Genomic DNA, 19,350 nt, shown 5'->3' on the forward strand with positions numbered 1-19,350 from the left:
TGAATAAATAACTATTTATTCAAAAATAAAATGGTACAGTATAAAGATGACATAAACGACCTGCTCTTGTGAGGAGAAAAGGTCACCAAGAGCAAAAAGGGGAATATAACTATGTCAAAACAAAAAGCATTAGATATCAAGAACAATCAAAAGCAATTAGCAAAAATCCTTTTTGCCCATACCGATAAAGAAGATATTGCTTGTTATAAAAAAGATGAACTCGAAAAAGCTACAGCTATTGCTGCTGAAGCACTCAGCTTACATCAAGCAGGAAAAAGCACCATTTGCTTTGAACAAAAAGAACTGACGCGTAGTGGAAAATCCATAACTGCTATCACACTTGTTAATGATAACAAACCTTTCCTGCTTGATTCTGTCTTAAATGTCTTTAATCAACAAGCAAACCACATTTATCTAATTGCACATCCTGTTCTTGATTGCCCTTCTGGACAACGCATTAGCCTTATACAAATTCATATTGAAGCATTAAGCAAACAAAAGACCAAAACACTCAAAGATGAACTCACCTTAGTCCTTGAACAAGTCAATGCCGCTGTGCAAGACTGGAAACCTATGCTGGAGGAACTTAAAAAGCACATCTATGCCTATCAAACAAACCTCCCGCAAAATTACCAAAAAGAAGGTGAGAAAACCATTGAGTTTCTCAACTGGCTCACAGATAATAATTTTATTTTCCTTGGAATGCGCACTTATGACTTCATTAAAAACAAAGAGCCCCAAAACAGTTTGAAAACCGGTAATATTGAATTGGGCATTCTCACAGATGCTTCCATTCGCATTATTGGCAATACACATGTAGAAGAACGCCCCCAAGAAGTCTTATCCTTTATGGAAAACAATGACCTTCTTATTGTGACAAAAGCTAATAGCCGCTCAAAAATCCACCGTCCCATTTGGTTAGATTATATTGGAATTAAAATTTTTGACAAAGAAGAGCGTGTATGTGGAGAATTACGCATTGTAGGGCTGTTTACATCCTCTGCTTATACCCGTTCTGTTTTGCAAATTCCTTTCTTAAAAGAAAAAGCACAAACTATCATTCAACGCCTTGGATACAATCAGGCTGACTATTCTGGAAAAGCACTTATCAATGTTTTAGAAACTTATCCAAGAGATGAAATGTTTCGCTCTGATGTTGATACACTAACAGAAAATGCTGAACTTATTTTGCAATTAGATGAACGTCCACGTTTGCGTGTACTTGCACATACTGATTCTTTTGGGCGCTTTGTTTCCATACTTGTCTATGTCCCACGCGATCAATACAGCAGTAATATTCCTGAAAAAATTGGTGCATATTTTGTCGAAACTTATGAAGGTGATTTTTTTGAATCTTATCCGCTCTTCCTAGAAAGCACACTCATTCGTATTCATTATATTATTCACCGCAAAGGAAACCACAGTGCTCCCGTTATTGAACGCACCACACTTGAACAACATGTTCGCTCAATAACAAGAAACTGGGAAGATAATGTCCAAGCTGTAGCCCTTGCCCATAAAGCAACAGAACAACAAACGCTTCTAGCAAGCCAATTCCCAAACAGCTATCGTGACTTATTTTCAGCTGAAGATGCCATTGCAGACGCAGATCATATTTTAAGTCTTAATGATGAAAAGCCTCTTTTTGTCATTTTTTATCACACCCATCATAAAGAAAAACACAATATTTCTCTCAGACTCTTTCATCGCCACGAAGCACTTGCCCTATCTATACGCGTACCACTTCTTGAAAATATGGGCTTTCGTGTTATTGCAGAACAAACACTTGAATTACCAGATGGGCATGGAAAATATGTGTATCTTCATGATATGCAACTGGAAAGTGCTTTCCAAACCTGTATCGATCTTAATGAAAATGGTCAAAAACACGCTGAAACCTTCGAAGCCATTTGGGCTAAAAATGCCGATGATGATGCTTTTAACGCCTTAACACAAACTGCCCAACTTGATTGGCGTGAAATTGTTATTTTGCGCCATTATGGACGCTATCTCCAACAAGCTGGCATTCCCTATTCACAAAAACGTGTCGCTCAAACCTTAAATGCTTACCCCGATATTACCAAAGATCTTTACGCTTTGTTTCATTTAAAATTTCATCCAAGCCACCAAGAGAAAGAACGCCAAAACAACGAACAGATCATTCAACAGCGTATCGAAGAAAAATTGCAGATGGTTCCCAATTTGGATGACGACCTCATTTTACGCCGCTATCGCAATCTTATCGCTGCAAGCTTACGAACCAATGCTTTTATTCCTCTTCCAAATGGTAACCCGCGGCGTATTTTAGCAACCAAGCTAGATCCACGCCAAATTGAAGGCTTACCTGAACCACGCCCTTATCGAGAAATTTTTGTTTACGGACCAGAAGTGGAAGGAGTCCATTTGCGCTTTGGCCCTATTGCCCGTGGCGGTATTCGTTGGTCTGACCGCGCATTAGATTACCGCACTGAAGTGTTAGATTTAGTCAAAGCCCAACAGGTTAAAAATGCAGTTATTGTCCCTGTTGGTGCAAAAGGTGGCTTTTATCCCCACCACCTTCCCCAAACCAACGACCGCGCTGTGGTAGCAGAAGCAGCCAGACAAGCTTATATTGACTATATTACAGCTTTGCTGTCCATTACTGATAATCTCGTCAATGGCAAAATAAGTGCCCCCAATAATGTGATTCGCCATGATGGTGATGATCCTTATTTTGTTGTTGCTGCAGACAAAGGCACAGCAACTTTTTCTGATACTGCAAACGCAATCAGTCAAGCAGGTAACTTTTGGCTTGATGATGCCTTTGCTTCGGGAGGATCAGCAGGTTATGACCACAAAGCCATTGGAATCACGGCTAAAGGTGCGTGGGAAGCTGTCAAAAGACACTTTCGGGAATTATTTGATCATGATATTCAAACAACCCCCTTTAGTTGTGTCGGCGTTGGCGATATGTCGGGAGATGTCTTTGGTAATGGAATGTTACTATCCAAACAAACAAAGCTTATCGCTGCTTTCGATCACCGCGATATTTTCATTGATCCACAACCCAATATAGCTGAAAGCTATGCAGAACGTATACGTCTATTTCAACTCCCCCGCTCAAGTTGGCAAGATTATGACAAGGCGAAATTGTCAAAAGGTGGTGGTATTTTTTCACGAGCAGCAAAAACCATTACTCTTTCTCCTGAAGCTGCGCAAGCCATTGGTTTTGAAAAACAAACAGGAACACCCTTTGAAATTATTTCAGCCATTTTAAAAGCTCCTGTTGATCTTTTATGGTTTGGTGGCATCGGTACTTACATACGTGCAACAACAGAAACCGATGCTCAAGTGGGGGACCGTGCTAATGACGCACTTCGCATTACCGGCGAACAAATACGTGCCAAAGTCATTGGTGAGGGAGCCAATCTTGGCCTTACCCAACGTGGTCGTATTGAATATGTATTAAATGGTGGGCGGTGTAATACTGATGCCATTGATAATTCCGCAGGAGTCAATTGTTCTGATCTTGAAGTTAACATCAAAATTGTTCTTGCATCAGCAATGCGTGCCCAAATACTTACGCGTAAAGCACGCGATACGCTTTTAAAACAAATGACACCACAAGTTGAACAATTAGTTCTACGCAACAATTATTTGCAAACTCTTGCCCTTTTTTTGGCTGAAAGTCGTGGCATTATTGACCTGCCTTACCAAGCACGCTTTATACACGATTTAGAACAGAAAAAGCTACTCGATCGCAGGGTTGAAATTTTGCCTGATGATCAAACTTTGCGCCAAAGGATGGCCCAAGGTCAAAGCCTTACACGCCCAGAACTAGCTGTTATTTTGGCTTATGCTAAATTAACGTTGCAAGAAGAGATCACTAACAATTCTATTGTTGATAATCACTATTTCGATACAACCTTGTTAAACTATTTTCCAACTCAACTTCAAAAAGTTTTAAAAACGAAATTATTAATCACCAATTGCGTCGCGATATTATTGCCACTCTTATTGCCAATGATATTGTTAATCGTGGAGGACCTACTTTTGTTAGTCGCCTGCAAGATAAAACAGGACAAAAAGTTGAAAATATTATTCGTGTCTTCATTGCTATTCGTGATGGATTTGAAATTCCTCAGCTTTCTGACCAAATTGATAATTTTGACAATAAAATACCCGGTGTTGTTCAAAATAAATTTTATGCAGCAATTACCTCGATGCTCTTTGAAACAACCAATTGGGGATTGCTCAATATCGATTTATCCGTGCCACTAGAAGAACTTGTGATAACAATTCAACAAGCACGTAAAGCCATTGAAAAACAGCTTACGCACTCCAACAATAAAGACATACATGAAAAAATTGCAGAAAAAGTAGCATTATATAGCGAAGAAGGAATACCAAATACTTTAGCAAAACAATTAGCTCTTCTTGAAGCTGCTCCAATGATTTGTGATATTTCTTTAATTGCAAAACAAAGCCAAAGTGACCTTACTAAAACTGCAAAAATCTATTTTTCATTGACTCAAATTATTCGCATAAACCGCATTAATGATGCCAGTCGAACAATCCCTGTTCTTGATTATTATGATGGTATGGTCTTAAGCCAAGCTAAAGAAAATATTGCTGAAAATGTGCGACAAATTGTTATAAAAATCTTAAAAAACTACGGTGATAAAAATGATCCATTTGCAGCATGGGTCAAAACAGAAGAAAATCAAATTTGCAATGCAACAAACCGAATTGGTGCTCTTATTGAAAATGATCTCAATATTTCTCGCTTCACCTTTGCAGCCAATATGATTACACAACTCAAAAACACTGCTTTCCAAACTTAAAGTGGTGTGCAAAGCAGCCAGGCTAAAAACATAGTTTTATTCACCCTCACGTGACTTACAACAATGACAATAAGCTGGCTGCTTTCATTTTTGAACTATCAACTAAAAAAAGCTTAAAGAACGCACTATGCACAAGAAAGCAAACACTGCATAGTGGAAAAGGATTTTGCATGCAAAAAAACAGAAATTTAAATTTTGCTGTCAAATATCCTTAATTGTCAAAAGAAAAAAGCTATTTACACCAGATACGTCCACTCTGCATGAAAATCAATTGGCTGTACTTAAAAAACATTTCTTGCGTATAAACACTGTTTCTAATCAACTTTATGATCTATTGCCATATCTTCTTTAAGATATGAGGCACATCATTAAAACTCCACTATAAAGCCTTATCAGCTTTGAGAAGGTCCACCAAATAAGGTATCGTAAAAATAAAAAACTCAAAAGTAATATACTTTGATAAATTATTATTCTCACGTTTAATATTAAAATACTATTATTATATTTTTTGATCCAATAGATGCCGAAATCTTGTTATCAGCATTACCCCAAAAATATCTGAATTTTAAAATTTTCCTCGGTTGTCTTGCATACAGATATTTCCTTAAACCCTTGATCTTTAAAAATAATGAAATGATAGCAATTCCAAGCCTTTCAACTATAAGCCTCTCTCCCTTACCTTTCCTCATGAAGACCTGTTTTGAAGAGCCAAACGTATCACAGTAGTATCAAAAAACTTCTTACTTTAATGTCCATTGATAGAATACCAACAAAACGAAATTGTCCCTTTTAAAAATCATTTTCAAAAATAATCTTTATTATCTAAATAGCAGGAACACCAAAAATTTTCTGCAATGCATTTTTAAACCACTGGCGTAAAGCTTTGTCATACATTAAGCGACCTTGCAAATGTGCATAAGCAGGCTGAGCACCTTTTTTAGTCAATTTCATAGCTGAACGTACCACCCAATGCTGCATCATAGCTTGTGTCAATTCGGCATGAAATTGCAAACCCCACGCATTATTTCCATAACGAAAAGCTTGTACAGGGTATGTTTGACCACTTGCTAAAAGAACTGCCTCTCTAGGTAAATCATAAATACCTTCATCATGAAAATGATAAACCATTTCAGGCCAATCCATAATCGCTCTACCTTGGGGCGTTGCTTCTAGTGGATACCAACCAACTTCAACAACTTTGTCACCTCTCGCACAAATGCGCCCACCAAGATTTTGCGCTAACATTTGCGCTCCAAGACAAATGCCTAAAAAAGGTTTATCCTCTTTCATAGACAAAGAAATCCAATTAATTTCTTCACGAATATATGCTTGCTTGTCGTTGACACTCATAGGACCACCTAAAATGACAACACCTGCGTAATGTTCCAATGTATCGGGAAGCTTTTGTCCCGCAACAGGGCAATAAGTATCAAGAATAAAACCATTTTGTTGCAGAAATTGTCCCAAGCGACCAGTGCATGAAGATTGACGATGTAAAACCACTGCAATTCTCGGCTTTTTATTTTTCTGTTTTTTACCAAAATACATTTTTGCCAAAAATTTCTTTTTAGTTATTATTGCAGCAATATAGTTTAACTGCGCGCTTCTAAAGCATAAACAAATGATTTTTGTCAACAAAGTTTACTTTAAACTTTTCTCTTTAAAATAATTGAAATTTCTTTTTTGATGTAGAAATCTTTTTTTCCGTTGTTTTAATATTTGAGTCATTAACATCTAAATGGATCTGATTGAGTATTTCTTCATCCTGCCTGCCTGTGTAAACCTTAAAGGAATTATCACTTTCTTTAGACAGACATTCATCTAAAAGATTATCCTTAAAAGCTATTTCAGCAATATTTTGTTTGTCTTCCTTTTTGAGTACAATGTCATCAGCTTCTAATGTTAAAGGAAACCGACGAGGAGGTGCTTTCCATTCAAAACAACCCAATCGTCCACTTATTGGAGAAACCGCTGACCAAGAAGAAAAAAGAGTATTATCACAAATCCACGTCGGATCACGTTCTGCATTGCGTGCTAAAGAAAGCCACTTATGGACTAACCGCTGATCATTTCCTTGCACCTCTTCAATATCTGCTAGTAATAAATACACACTTTCACGAGGATGATAATTTAGTGCTTTTTGTGCTTGTTCTCTTGCTAATGTCAACTCACCTGCATCTAGAGCAGCTTTAGCAATAAGAAAAGCTGATTCAAAAGTGTTTTTATTATAAGAAGCCAGTTTTTTAGCTTTTTTCAAACGTCCAACAGCCCTCTTTTCTCTCCCAAGATAAAGTGCACCAAAATCAGGATGAGGATCTTTCTTCCAAGCTTCAATGATTATTTTATCAGCTTTCCGGGTTTCATTTAATTTATAAAGAATACCAGCCGTTATAACTGTTATCGGTCCAAAATCAGGTACCAACTTATGTGCTTTTAAAATGGCGGTACGTGCTTTTACAGGATGGACCTTAAAGACATGAAGTGCCTTACCACTCAATAACAGAGCATGTATATGATTGCGTTCTGCAGTCAAACGGGCAGAGCGTGGTAAAGTTTTTTGGGTTTTTTCAAAAACATCAAGTGCTTCGTCCCATTGCCCCTCAGCACTTAATCGATCAAGCACAGCTTTGTGAGCCCACACAAGTGATGGTGATAAAGTAAACGCCTCTTGTGCGTAGTGTTGTGCTGCTTCATAAGTTTTCGTATTCATAGCCTCACGAAATAAACCATAAAGCCCAGCAAGTTTTGTTGATTTCTTTTGTCTCATCTCCTCATAAAGATGAATAGCACGAATAGAATCTTTTTGTAAAACTAGAGTTTGAGCTTGTAAAAGTTTTATCAACGGCTCATGATTTTCTTCAAGATATTTTAACGCCCGTGTTCCCATTTTCTGCGCTGTTAGATGATCACCAACAAAAGCTGCAAGAAGACCCTGTGAAAGAGCTTCACGACCGTATCTTTGACGGCGTGTATAAAAGTAATTGTAAAAAGCCCCAGCTGCAAAACAAAAAATGTACAAAAGCCCCCATAAAATTCCCAAAAATATAATAAACGCACTTAAAAAAGCTAATAATGAAATAGATAATCGCGTTTGCATAAATGTTATGGTCACAACACTATTATGACTAACACCCCACCCAAAAGCTGCACCAAGAATACAAACAACAAAAATATAAATAAAAACGCGTATCATTCTTGGCTCCATTTACATTTTTATAGCCTTAGAAGATCCTTGCTGCGCAAAAATCAGTAATTGCTGAAAAACACGTTGAATAGCTAAATGCCGCTTTAACTGCTGCATAAAATCTACTGAAATATCCTGAGCACTTTGGGGTAATGTTCGCCACTCTACTAAAGCATTTTCGTAATCTCCAACTTGAATGGCCATTTCCATCCGCGCTACAATCGCACCTACTGTCACACCGTCCACATTTCCAACTGGTCGTAAAACAAATACACTTTTTATCCAGGCCCAAATCCGTGCAAAAAAACCAGCATCTGGTGCAACAGTATTTTGTTGCCCAACAACTATATCTGCAATACTAGAAAAATCAGCTGCAAGCTTAGCAGAGCTTGGAAGACCTGTATTTGCCGTTTCTTGCAAAAGATCAAGCCCAGAAACTGAAGGTGAAAAACGCTGTATTATTTCCAATTCATTGGCATAAGGTTTACCCCGATCGACGGCGTTTTTTAAGGCATTAATCGCCATTAAAAATGCAGGGTCTATCCCTTCTTTCATATTACTTCTAGCAGCAATTTCTTCCCGTAGAGTATTTATTTGTTGTTTTAATGCAGCAAAATCATTTGTATTGCCTTGCCCAGCTAATAAAGCTTCATGAATACCCTGGGAGATTGCAACTAAATTTTGTATATTCTCTTCAAGAGTACTGACCTTTTTCTCTAAAGCCGAAAAAACCTCTTTACTTTCTTCTTGCGATACCCCACCCCTTTGAAAAGAGTTATCACTTTGTGATGAAAAAGTAGAAAAAGCCATCTTTAATGTATCAAGTTCTTGGATAATATGATGCAATTGTTTCGTTGTTTCTTCAGCTTGGCTTTTTGCAATTTCAGCAATCTGTAAAGCTTGCTCTTCTTTAATACGCTCGCTTCCTAAAAAAGGAGAAAGAAAACCCGCCCATTGCATTCCTATCCAAAAACTTAAAGTGATAAAACTGCCAACAATTACTAAAATCAACGAATGAAGCCAAGCAATAGCAGATGCATTTTTCCCTTTTGCTTTTTGCTTGCCTTGTGTTTCTTTTGTCATTGATTCTGCCGAGTTTTGTGTTTCTTGCTCTAAATCACAATCTATTACATCACATTCAATTACAGATGTTTTATGGTTAGTTCCGGTATAATATGGTTTTGCTTTAGGTTTTGAAAATTTTACCATAAATGTCTCTTTTCTCCCGCTCATTTTATTATAAAATAACAAAATGAAAGAAACTTTAAAAAAAGCTAAGCATTGATTAAACATCTCGTTTTTAAGTATTTTTACTCAACTCCTCTTAACTCAAACTAGATATTCCAATTAAATCAAACATTTTAATAGCCCACCTTCCTTGAGTGCACTTAGATGTTTTATACAAAAAGCCTTGGAAGTACATTAAAACCGATGCTAAAAAATCCTTAAAATTGTTGATTATAGACAGTAAATGCAACAACTCTAATGACGCAGTCACTCATTGTCAAAAAAGTAAAAAACACATCAATTTGCGGATAAACACATCAAATGAGTTAAAAATCTAATTGTACCCAAAAAACTTTCTAGATTTAAACGCTGCTAACTTCTTACAGTTGCATGTTATATTGCTTGATTACAAAAACTTCCAAGAACCAATCACCAAACATAGCTTAACATATTAAAAATGCATCCTATGCTACACATTTTGCCTTTTTTCGTTGAATTTTTAATATCCACCTCTGACTACACACCTCATAAACCACATCTAGATGCATTGTCTCTCATATACCTTAATTTTAAGAGAACTCTTTGCATCCCTCTTGATCCGTGATACCCACTACATGCAAAAATCTTCAACATAGGGTTATCCTGCAATGCGTCTGCTGGGCATAGAAACAAGTTGTGATGAAACTGCTGCTGCTATTATTGAGTACAACAGTAATGGAAAAAATCGTATTCTTTCCAATATCGTTTGGAGCCAAATTGAAGATCACGCACCTTATGGTGGCGTTGTCCCTGAAATTGCTGCACGTGCTCATGTCGAAATTCTTGATAGCTTGATTCTTAAAGCGCTTACACAAGCTCATATAAAGTTGAAAGATATTGATGCTATTGCAGCCACAAGTGGCCCTGGTCTGATTGGGGGGCTTTTAGTAGGACTCATGAGTGCAAAAGCATTAGCTCTTGCTACCGGAAAACCTTTTATTGCTGTCAATCATCTAGAAGGGCATGCTTTAACAGCGCTCATGACTCATGATATAAATTTCCCCTATTTATTGCTCCTAGTCTCAGGTGGTCATACACAAATCATTCTTGTTCACGGGATAGGAAATTATCAACGCTTAGGTACAACCATTGATGACGCCTTGGGAGAAGCCTTTGATAAAACTGCAACTCTTTTAGGTCTTCCTTACCCTGGTGGTCCAGCTCTTGAAAAAGCTGCTTTATTAGGAGATAAAAATCGTATCTCTCTCCCACGACCTTTAAAAGGTGAAAAACGGTTGGATTTTTCTTTTTCCGGCCTTAAAACTGCTGTTCGGAAAGCCGCAACAACAATGGCTCCTTTAACACAACGCGATATTGCTGACATCGCCGCAAGTTTTCAAGCAGCAGTCATTGATACATTGCAAGATCGTGTTAGTTTAGCTTTGCAATATTTTACCCACAACTACCCCCTTTCTCATCAGAAAAAATGTCGCCCCCCTGCTTTGGTTGTCGCAGGCGGAGTATCAGCCAATCAAGCCATTCGTTTAAGTTTGCAAGAGCTAGCTTTTCAACATGGTTTTGAATTTATTGCTCCCCCTCCTTCTTTGTGCACAGACAATGCTGCAATGATTGCTTTTGCCGGTGCAAAACGTATAGAACAGGGGCAAACAAGCTCTCTTGATATTGCTCCTCGCTCACGCTGGCCGTTAGACGAAAAAGCAACTCCTTTAATTGGTACAGGACAGCGAGGAGCAAAAGTATGAGAATATAAATCCTCTATGGCTAAAATCCTTTCAACATCTATTTTTTATAAAATTAAACACAGCGCATATAACAAGGAGACTAAATGGCTTATTGGCTTTTTAAATCTGAACCTCAAAAATGGTCGTGGGCTATGCAAAAACAAAAAGGCGCACATGGCGAACAATGGGATGGTGTACGCAACTATCAAGCGCGCAATAATATGCGTGCCATGAAATATGGTGATAAAGGATTCTTTTATCATTCCAACAAAGGGTTAGAAATAGTAGGCATTGTAGAAGTATGTGCACAAGCACATCCTGATTCTACAACTTCTGATCCACGCTGGGAATGTGTAGATATTCGCGCCCTTTGTGACATGCCAAACCCTGTTTCACTAAAACAAATCAAAGCTAATCCAAAATTGAAAAACATGGCACTGGTCAAAACTATACGCTTATCAGTACAACCTGTCACAGAAGATGAGTGGAAAGAAGTTTGCTCTATGGGTGGGCTCAAACCAGAAATGCTTTTAACCTAAAACAATAATTTTTGTCCGCAAATTAATATAGGGTAAAAGGCGTTCCATATCACGACGGGAAAGTGCAATACATCCTTCTGTTGGAGTATAATTGTCCCGTGTTAAATGCATAAAAATAGCGCTTCCTCTTGCCATTTTGCGTTGTGTGATATTCCAATCTAGAATAAGACCAATTGCATAAAGACCATCTTCACGGTGCATTTTTTCAGCACTTCTAGAATAAGGAAGGCGCACTAAACGATTATAATTGGCATCACCACTAGCATCACACCAACCATCTTGTGCGCGAATATGATGAAAAGGCAAAACTGAACGCACAAAAGGGCGATAAAAATTATCGCGAAATCCTCCCAAACAACGCATATTTGCCAAAGGTGTAGCACCATCACCTTCGCGCTTATAAGAGGAAATACCACCTCGCCCTAAAGCGCAAAGAAAACGATGCTGACCAGCACAAAGAATACCCCGTGTACGCACACCTGCTTGTCGACGGATGACCATAAAAGCAACAAAAGTTTGTTTTTTATAGCATTTCTTTTTTAATTCTACTTGCATAAAATCTTTATTTCATGAAACTACTTTCCACAAAGTATAGCGCACATAAGCTTTATAAGGAAAAAAATGAACAGCTACACCCTTTTAATTGTTGAGGAAGAGGATGACCTGCGCTCTATTCTGCTAGAACAATTGCAAATTCATGAAGAATTTGAAGTGCTTCAAGCAAAAACAGCCGAAGAAGGAATCGCAATAGCTCATAAAGAAAAAATCGATCTCGCTGTTTTTGATATTAAACTGCCTGATCTGGATGGCCGCGAAGCTGTTAAAAAATTACGTGATCAAAAATTTCGCGCTCCCATTATTATGATAACTGATCATGACACAGATTGTGATACTTTTTTAAACCTTGAAGCAGGTGCCAATGATTATGTAACAAAACCCTTTCGTTTTGCGGTATTGTTAGCGCGTATTCGAACCCAATTACATCAATACGAACACCATGAAGATGCACTTTTTCGTATTGGTTCTTATACTTTTAAACCTGGGCAAAAACTTCTGATTGATTGCCATGGTAATAAAATCCGCCTTACCGAAAAAGAAGCAGCAATTCTTAAATATCTTTATAACACGCGTAACAAAGTTGTTAGCCGCGAAATATTGTTAGAGCATATTTGGGGCTATAATAAACACATTGTCACCCATACATTAGAAACCCATATTTATCGTTTACGCAAAAAAATTGAAAAAGATCCCTCTAATGCCCAGATTCTCATTACAGATCACAATGGCTATCGCCTTAATCTTTGATTTTATGAGCAATAATCGCTTTTAAAATAACTCTAACATCACCAATTTTTCTCTGAAACAAAATCAGATCCGGATAAGATATATTTCTCCCGAGCCTGTGGTGATAATGCAGGAATGAACACACGTCGTGATTGGCGGCGTTGTATACTTATGCCTTGATAAATACGTTTGTGCGCCTGACACATTAAAAGTCCACCAAAATAAGGAAAAAGATGGCGTACAAATGGTCTATAAAAAAATGAAAACAACCGCGTTGTATAATTTAAAGAAGGCGTATAATACACAATTTCTCGCACAGGTCCGGATATAAAATTTGTTTCTTCAAATAAACAAACAATTTGTTGCCGGCTATAAGGTTCGCCATAGCCAAAAGGTGTACGATCATTGCGTGCCCAAAAACCGCTGCGATTGGGAACAATAACAATCAAATGGCCATTAGGCGCTAAAACACGCCATATTTCTTTAAGAGTTTCGCGTGAATTTTCTGTATATTCAAGTGCATGTACCAATAAAATACAATCAATCGAAGCATCAGGAAGAGGCAAATCTTCTTCAAAAACAAGCGCTGTAGCCACCCTATCAGTACAAGGCCAAGGTAAAGCACCCTGACTAGCGGGCATAAAAGCAAAACAGTGTTGTGCACGTGTACACAATACAGAAAGGTAAGGAACTGCATAACCAAAACCCATTACTCGCTTATCAGCAAGATTTGGCCAATACAAATTCAATTGCTCACAAATTGTCGCTTGCACTCGAAGACCAAGTGCAGAAGCATAAAAATCTTTGAGTGTAACTATATCCAATTTACATTACCATGTAGAAACAAATATCAAACGTTGCAGCCCTCTATAGTCAATTTATATGGGCTCACACCCCTTCCCCTCAAGAGCAAAAATCTCCACTTTCCACTCTTTTAACAAAAATAATTCAAAAACAAAGTAACATAAGTAAATAACATCACTATTATTATCACTTCACCAAAAGCGCGGTTTACTTCGCTTTGTTCTTTATTTTGAGTGTATCTTACTTTATAAAAATCTTTAATACGTTTTTTCTCATATTGATTTAAATTTGACTAACGAAAGTGAAGCAATCTTTCAAGATAGCTTTTTTCTGCTTCAGGAATACGATTATTATTAAGGCGTTTGCGAATTTCTTCTAAAATCTCTCGTGCACGCATTTGATCATTTTTCTGTTGTCCCCCTACACCTTCTTGACCTTGACCTGTTTGTGAAGAAAGCGGACGTCCTAATGGATCTTGAGGACCACGAGCATCATCGTGATTATTTCCTTCTTTTTTCAGTACTTCGCGCATTTTTTTTAAAACATCTTGCGCACCTTGTCGTAAGGATTCTAAAGCCTCTGACTGATTTTGCATCGACATTTCATAGTCTCCATTACCAAGAGCGGTCTTTGCAGAATTCATTTTTTTTTCTGCCTCTTTTAACGCATCATTTTGTTTAAGACCTTGTGCTGAGAGTTCCTTTTCTAATTCTGATAACTCAGACTGTAATTCAACCAGACGATCTTCCAAAGCTTTGCTTTGCTTTTCCTCATTGCTTGTAACATCTTCTCCATCATGACGTTGTTTCTTTTCTAAATAGTGCGTATCATCAAGAATTTCTTGCTGTCGACGCATCAAATCACCAAGTTGATCTAGCTTTTTTTTCATTTGTGTTTCTTGATGATCATTTTGCTCTTTAGCTTGATTACTACTTTTTCGATTCTGCAAATGATCAAGTGTCTGCTCAATTTCAGCTAAAAGCTGTTCAGCTGAAGAAGAACCCAATTTGGCCATTTCTTCAATTGAATCCAGCTTTTTGGATAATGAATCTTTAGAAAGTGTAGTCTTACGCTCATTATCATCTTTTGATTTTTTTTCAGGCAAAGTACTAATATAATCATTCACAGCTTGGCGTAAATTTGCCATTAGTCGCTCAATTTCCTCACTTGAAGTGCCATAGCGCAATGCATCACGCAAAGCAGCCTGTGCTTGTTTTAACCTTTGTTGAGCAGATTCAAACTGATCACCTTCAATACCTAAGGCAATTTGCCATAAATAATGAACTACATCACGCAATTGATCATCTGTTTTTGCAGCAGAAAGCCTTATCCATGCACTCTGCAATGCCAGAAAATGTGTTACATTTTGAAGACCATCTTCCGGGCGCACAAGCAAAGCAGAAAGCATATCAAGTACACGTTCTCGTGCACATGCATCAAGTGCTAATAAACGACGCTGCTCATCCACTGCACGAGCAATAGGGTTAGCAAAAATACGTTGCGGTAACATCATGATAAAAGTTTTACTACGCCCCTGCTGACCAGCCCCATCTTCTGCTACCAAAGTAATTTTAACCTCGCTACCAGCCCATGGATGACCAGATATATCTTGGACTGTGCGCATTTTACCTTTTCCACCACGCGCTAAAAGAAGCTTTATCTCAGGCGCTTTATAAAGAGGAGAAGCATTTTTGTTCTGATCAAAAAGAGGTTCTATTGCAACAAAAGCCTTTGTTACACCATAATCATCATCCATTTCATAGCGTAACTCTAATGAACCAGCTAAAATCCGCTCTGGTTTTGCAAGCCAATGAATCGTCGGCACTTTATCTTTAATTATATGCAAGTGCCATTGTTGCTGCCTACGACGCGATGATACAGACAAACGCATTGAACGATCTAAGCGTGTTTCAAAACGAGTCATTGGGTCATTTAAAGTTGTTTGTTCACTTTTCTCAGTAAGCGCAATTTTGTGTCCACCATCTTCAGATACAGCCTTAACCTTAACACCAGCACCATTAACAACGCGCACAACGACATCACTCCCTTCAGGAACGGTAAGCTGTGTTGTGTCACCTCGTGTTAAATAAATAGGTGCAATGCCCGTATAAGCAGGTGGTGTTACCCAAGCATCAATGCGTATTGACGATTCATCAACCACAGGGCGCAGATCAAACGCGTCTGATAAACGCCCTCCAGACGAGCCAAAAGAAAAACTAAAAGCACACACACATAACAAAATAAATAGTGCTCTAAGAGCTATAGGGTCATAGGCAGCACTATTAGAGTAAGCAAATCCGATTTGAACATGATGCAATTGTTCTGCCATGCGGCGTTGATGTTCACGCCAAATAACCACACTAGAACCATCATTATCTTCAACACATAAACGATCTTTTTGAACACTTAAAGGCTGGTTTTTAAACCCACTTGTCTGTTCAATATAACAATCAACATCTCTTGCAGTAGGAAAGCGAAAACCAAATAGTAGAAATAAACTTCCTAAAATAACAAAAAGTATGAGCCAAAGAAAAAATAAATGCCACCAATAACTTAAGAGGCTAAAAACACCAAACCAACTAAGCGAACATAAAAGACTTAACGCTAAAAAAAATGGTAATAGCCGCGGCCATATCTGCTCAAAAAATAAGAAACACCAAGCAAGAAGGCGCGCAAATAGAAGCCTTATTTTCAGAAAACCTTTGATGTTTTCGTCTTTCATAGACAATTATTTGTCCTTTTTAATAATAAGCTAAAGATCATAAGACCTATAAAAATAATTTGCACCATATAAATCATTCCATAAAAGTTTATTAGAAACAATGTCAAAGACATTTAAAAATTCTCAATCCAATCTGGAATATGATCAAAACCAATCAATTGTGCATAATCAAGACGTGGACGAATAATAGCATAACGCGTATCTTGAACTAAAACTTCCGGTACCAAAAGCCTGCTATTATAAGTATTTGCCATCACCGCACCATAAGCGCCTGCTCCAGTAATTGCCAACAGATCACCCGCCTTTAACACTGGCAAATAACGGTCTAATGCTAAATAATCACCAGTTTCACAAACAGGACCAACAATATCTGCATTGATCATCACAGCATTTAATGGTGTTTTCTTCACTGGTATCACATCATGCCAAGCTTCATAAAGTGTTGGACGCATAAAATCATTCATCGCAGCATCAACAATAACAAAATTGCGCCTCTTGCCTCTTTTGAAATACACAACAGACGTTACCAACACACCAGCATTGCCAACAATACCGCGTCCAGGCTCTAAAATTACAGTGATCCCTAAAGGTGCAATATGTTTTTTTACCAGTGCCGCATAATCAAAAGGAGAAGGCACTAAACATGATTCACAACCATAAGAAACCCCAAGCCCACCTCCAATATCTAGATAAGTTATGACATAACCATCATTGCGTAAATGGCGCACAAAATCTGCGGCAATTACAAACGCCTCTTCAAATGGTTTTAAATCACAAATCTGACTGCCAATATGTATAGCCACACCACACACTTCAAGACCAGGCAATTGCGCTGCCTTTTTATAAGCGTCATACGCCAATACCAGTGGAATACCAAATTTATTTTCAGATTTACCAGTTGTAATTTTCTGATGGGTTTTTGCATCTACATCTGGAGTAAGGCGCAACGAAATGCGTGCATTTCTTGAAAGTGCAACAGCCCGTGCTGATAATTGTTCAAGCTCTTGCTCTGATTCGACATTAAAACAACAAATATCATGTGCAAGGGCAAAATCTATCTCTCTAACCGTTTTACCAACACCAGCATAAACAATACGATGTGCAGGAATACCAACAGCTAAAGCACGTCGTAATTCACCTTCTGACACCACATCAGCTCCTGCCCCAACGCGTGCTAAAAGCCTTAAAATAGCCTGATTGGAATTTGCTTTAACCGCATAAGCAATAAGACTAGGTATATCATGAAATGCATTTTGGTAGTCTTGAAAATGAGCAATAAGTGCATTGGCTGAATAACAATAAAAAGGTGTTCCCACCTTATCTGCAATTGTAGAAAGCGAAAGACCTTCAGCATAAAGCACGTCTTGATGATAAGGAAAAAAACGCATAAAAACCTCTATTGTATCAATCGATCGAGAATAAAAGGTTTATCCGTTTTTCTTTCAGAACCAAAAGCTCCTTGCGAAGACTTAACCGTTATTGAAGAAGGTAATTCTAGTGCCCCTTTACGCCCACACCCAAGTATAACAACATTAAAAAAAAGGACAATTATTAAATTCTTTAAAATAGTTCTCATACGTCCTTTTCCTCTTATATCGATATTTTGTTGTACTCTTTTGCCTTTACAATAAAATCTACTTATGCACTCACAAGATGCTTTTTCCAATAAGCAATTTAGCAAAATACTTCTGAAAGCGCTGTTCCACCAAAACTTTTACGACCTTCAACTGATTTTTCAACTGCCAAAACACCAAAAACAGCTGCGCTTATATCTGAATAGATTATTAAAGTTCAGCTAATGATAAATCATTAAGATGACATTTCTTTTTTTCTGCCAATGCTAAATGCACTCGGTAATATGATTAACCTCACGAAAGGGAAGCCCTAATTCGCATTAAGCCAATCAGTTAAATCTGTTGCTATTGCATAATCAGAGTCTGCTTCTTGTTTCATGACTGTTTTATTCACCTTCAAAATCACCAATGATGCCTGTCATTGCTGCTAGCCGATAACTCAAAACTCAAAACCCCATCAAACACATAAGTTTCATGTTTTTGCATATCTTTTAAATAAGCAAGAGGTGAACCTTTCATCACTGTAAAATCCAATAAATGCACCCAATCAACCGTCTCGATTTGGCTCATATAAGCTCAGCAGTATCGGGATTTTTTCATTGTAGCATAATATGACCCCGTTGAAAAAACATCTGATAAATAAACTAGAATTGTGCACTCGACCACAGGATAATTTCTTCTGCTAAACATGAAAGATGCATTGCGCAAAGCACACCAGCGCTTAAAAATTCCAACGCAAAATCACGATCTGAAACACTATCCATTGAATTGCGCATCGATTCATGAAACCTTAGTGCTTGTGCTGTCATAAAACGATCGATTGGAAAGCCCGTTCCCGCTAATGCAGCACCCCCTAGAAGCGACTCATGTATTCGCTCAACGCATCACACATACGCGATAAATCCCGACCAAACATCTAAACATAAGCCATCATATAATGATCAAATGTTACTGGCTGGGCAGTTTGCAAGTGTGTAAAACCTGGCATAAAGGTATCGACATGTTATTCTGCTCGAATGAGTAATTGCTCTATAAGCTGTTTTAATGCTTACGCTATTTTTGCGTTTCGTCGCGTACCCACAAACGAAAATCAATTACAACTTGATCATTACGCGAACGCGCTGTGTGCAAACGGCCTGCTATAGGACCAATCAATTGGCTCAACCGCCCCTCAATATTCATTGAATATTTTCAAACTTTCGTGAAAAAGTAAACATGCTTTCTTCAATTTTTTAGAGAATAAGTTTTAAACCATGCACAATTTTTCATAATCAGAGTGTGAAATAATTTTCGTTTGTGCTAGCATTGCCACATGAGAAAGTGAACTTTCAATATCTTGCCGATAAAGTTTTTGATCACAATCAATGGAAGCGTTAATGTTTTCCATAATCGCAGCAGGACCTTGTGCAAAACAGCTACCCCACATTTATTGCTCAATCTATTATCTGTCATACCTTAAAAAGGCCCATTCA

Annotated in this window: 11 protein-coding genes and 2 pseudogenes; 4 read left to right on the forward strand and 9 right to left on the reverse strand. The window is 37.8% G+C overall.

All coding sequences use genetic code 11. From position 1 onward, the window contains the following. The first annotated feature begins 111 nt into the window (after positions 1-111). A pseudogene (locus tag BWD162_RS06860) lies at positions 112-4,823 on the forward strand (NAD-glutamate dehydrogenase). Between the two features lie 822 nt (positions 4,824-5,645). Here the strand turns inward: BWD162_RS06860 and BWD162_RS06870 are convergent. The 3 genes from BWD162_RS06870 to BWD162_RS06880 form a co-directional block, all read right to left on the reverse strand. Next, positions 5,646-6,371, reverse strand: coding sequence for a glutamine amidotransferase (locus BWD162_RS06870; RefSeq protein ID WP_078705971.1), 726 nt, complete (start codon positions 6,369-6,371; stop codon positions 5,646-5,648). A 112-nt stretch (positions 6,372-6,483) separates the two neighbouring features. Further along, positions 6,484-8,016 carry a heme biosynthesis protein HemY gene (locus tag BWD162_RS06875; RefSeq protein WP_078705972.1) on the reverse strand — a complete coding sequence of 511 codons (1,533 nt, stop codon included), beginning with the start codon at positions 8,014-8,016 and terminating at the stop codon, positions 6,484-6,486. A 12-nt stretch (positions 8,017-8,028) separates the two neighbouring features. Then, positions 8,029-9,216, reverse strand: a complete 1,188-nt coding sequence (locus BWD162_RS06880) for a COG4223 family protein (RefSeq protein WP_078706174.1) — start codon at positions 9,214-9,216, stop codon at positions 8,029-8,031. A gap of 665 nt (positions 9,217-9,881) precedes the next feature. On the opposite strand from BWD162_RS06880, the gene tsaD reads away from it, so the two are divergent. Together tsaD and BWD162_RS06890 are read left to right on the forward strand one after the other, a co-directional pair. After that, entirely contained in the window at positions 9,882-10,976 is a 1,095-nt protein-coding gene (gene tsaD, locus BWD162_RS06885) for a tRNA (adenosine(37)-N6)-threonylcarbamoyltransferase complex transferase subunit TsaD (protein WP_078705973.1), read from the forward strand. 83 nt (positions 10,977-11,059) lie between these two features. Then, entirely contained in the window at positions 11,060-11,494 is a 435-nt protein-coding gene (locus BWD162_RS06890) for an EVE domain-containing protein (RefSeq protein WP_007476384.1), read from the forward strand. Here BWD162_RS06890 and BWD162_RS06895 read toward each other — a convergent pair. Then, a complete protein-coding gene (locus BWD162_RS06895) occupies positions 11,486-12,049 on the reverse strand; it encodes a L,D-transpeptidase family protein (RefSeq protein ID WP_078705974.1) in 564 nt (187 codons plus the stop codon). The genes BWD162_RS06890 and BWD162_RS06895 overlap by 9 nt on opposite strands. A 66-nt stretch (positions 12,050-12,115) precedes the next feature. Between BWD162_RS06895 and BWD162_RS06900 the strand changes: the two genes are divergently transcribed. Beyond that, a complete protein-coding gene (locus BWD162_RS06900; protein WP_078705975.1) occupies positions 12,116-12,799 on the forward strand; it encodes a response regulator transcription factor in 684 nt (227 codons plus the stop codon). A 38-nt stretch (positions 12,800-12,837) separates the two neighbouring features. Here the strand turns inward: BWD162_RS06900 and BWD162_RS06905 are convergent, their stop codons facing one another. From BWD162_RS06905 to argH, 5 genes and pseudogenes are all read right to left on the reverse strand, one after another. Continuing rightward, positions 12,838-13,602, reverse strand: coding sequence for a class I SAM-dependent methyltransferase (locus tag BWD162_RS06905; protein ID WP_078705976.1), 765 nt, complete (start codon positions 13,600-13,602; stop codon positions 12,838-12,840). A gap of 272 nt (positions 13,603-13,874) precedes the next feature. Further along, positions 13,875-16,304, reverse strand: a complete 2,430-nt coding sequence (locus BWD162_RS06910; RefSeq protein ID WP_078705977.1) for a TIGR02302 family protein — start codon at positions 16,302-16,304, stop codon at positions 13,875-13,877. 113 nt (positions 16,305-16,417) lie between these two features. Beyond that, the gene (gene lysA / locus BWD162_RS06915; RefSeq protein WP_078705978.1) at positions 16,418-17,692 is read right to left on the reverse strand and encodes a diaminopimelate decarboxylase; all 1,275 of its coding nucleotides are present in this window, start codon (positions 17,690-17,692) and stop codon (positions 16,418-16,420) included. Positions 17,693-17,700: 8 nt separating this feature from the next. Next, positions 17,701-17,880 carry an LPS translocon maturation chaperone LptM gene (gene lptM, locus BWD162_RS06920; protein ID WP_078705979.1) on the reverse strand — a complete coding sequence of 60 codons (180 nt, stop codon included), beginning with the start codon at positions 17,878-17,880 and terminating at the stop codon, positions 17,701-17,703. Positions 17,881-17,978: 98 nt separating this feature from the next. Beyond that, a pseudogene (gene argH, locus BWD162_RS06925) lies at positions 17,979-19,304 on the reverse strand (argininosuccinate lyase). Between the last annotated feature and the right edge of the window lie 46 nt (positions 19,305-19,350).

Origin of the sequence: Bartonella sp. WD16.2 (assembly GCF_002022505.1) — a bacterium.
In the GTDB taxonomy this organism is placed as follows: domain Bacteria; phylum Pseudomonadota; class Alphaproteobacteria; order Rhizobiales; family Rhizobiaceae; genus Bartonella.

Bases quoted from the DNA above. Each gene is read 5' to 3' on its own strand.
- BWD162_RS06870 (WP_078705971.1), bottom strand. From the start codon at position 6,371: ATGTATTTTGGTAAAAAACAGAAAAATAAAAAGCCGAGAATTGCAGTG.
- BWD162_RS06875 (WP_078705972.1), bottom strand. From the start codon at position 8,016: ATGATACGCGTTTTTATTTATATTTTTGTTGTTTGTATTCTTGGTGCA.
- BWD162_RS06880 (WP_078706174.1), bottom strand. From the start codon at position 9,216: ATGGTAAAATTTTCAAAACCTAAAGCAAAACCATATTATACCGGAACT.
- tsaD (WP_078705973.1), top strand. From the start codon at position 9,882: ATGCGTCTGCTGGGCATAGAAACAAGTTGTGATGAAACTGCTGCTGCT.
- BWD162_RS06890 (WP_007476384.1), top strand. From the start codon at position 11,060: ATGGCTTATTGGCTTTTTAAATCTGAACCTCAAAAATGGTCGTGGGCT.
- BWD162_RS06895 (WP_078705974.1), bottom strand. From the start codon at position 12,049: ATGCAAGTAGAATTAAAAAAGAAATGCTATAAAAAACAAACTTTTGTT.
- BWD162_RS06900 (WP_078705975.1), top strand. From the start codon at position 12,116: ATGAACAGCTACACCCTTTTAATTGTTGAGGAAGAGGATGACCTGCGC.
- BWD162_RS06910 (WP_078705977.1), bottom strand. From the start codon at position 16,304: ATGAAAGACGAAAACATCAAAGGTTTTCTGAAAATAAGGCTTCTATTT.
- lysA (WP_078705978.1), bottom strand. From the start codon at position 17,692: ATGCGTTTTTTTCCTTATCATCAAGACGTGCTTTATGCTGAAGGTCTT.
- lptM (WP_078705979.1), bottom strand. From the start codon at position 17,880: ATGAGAACTATTTTAAAGAATTTAATAATTGTCCTTTTTTTTAATGTT.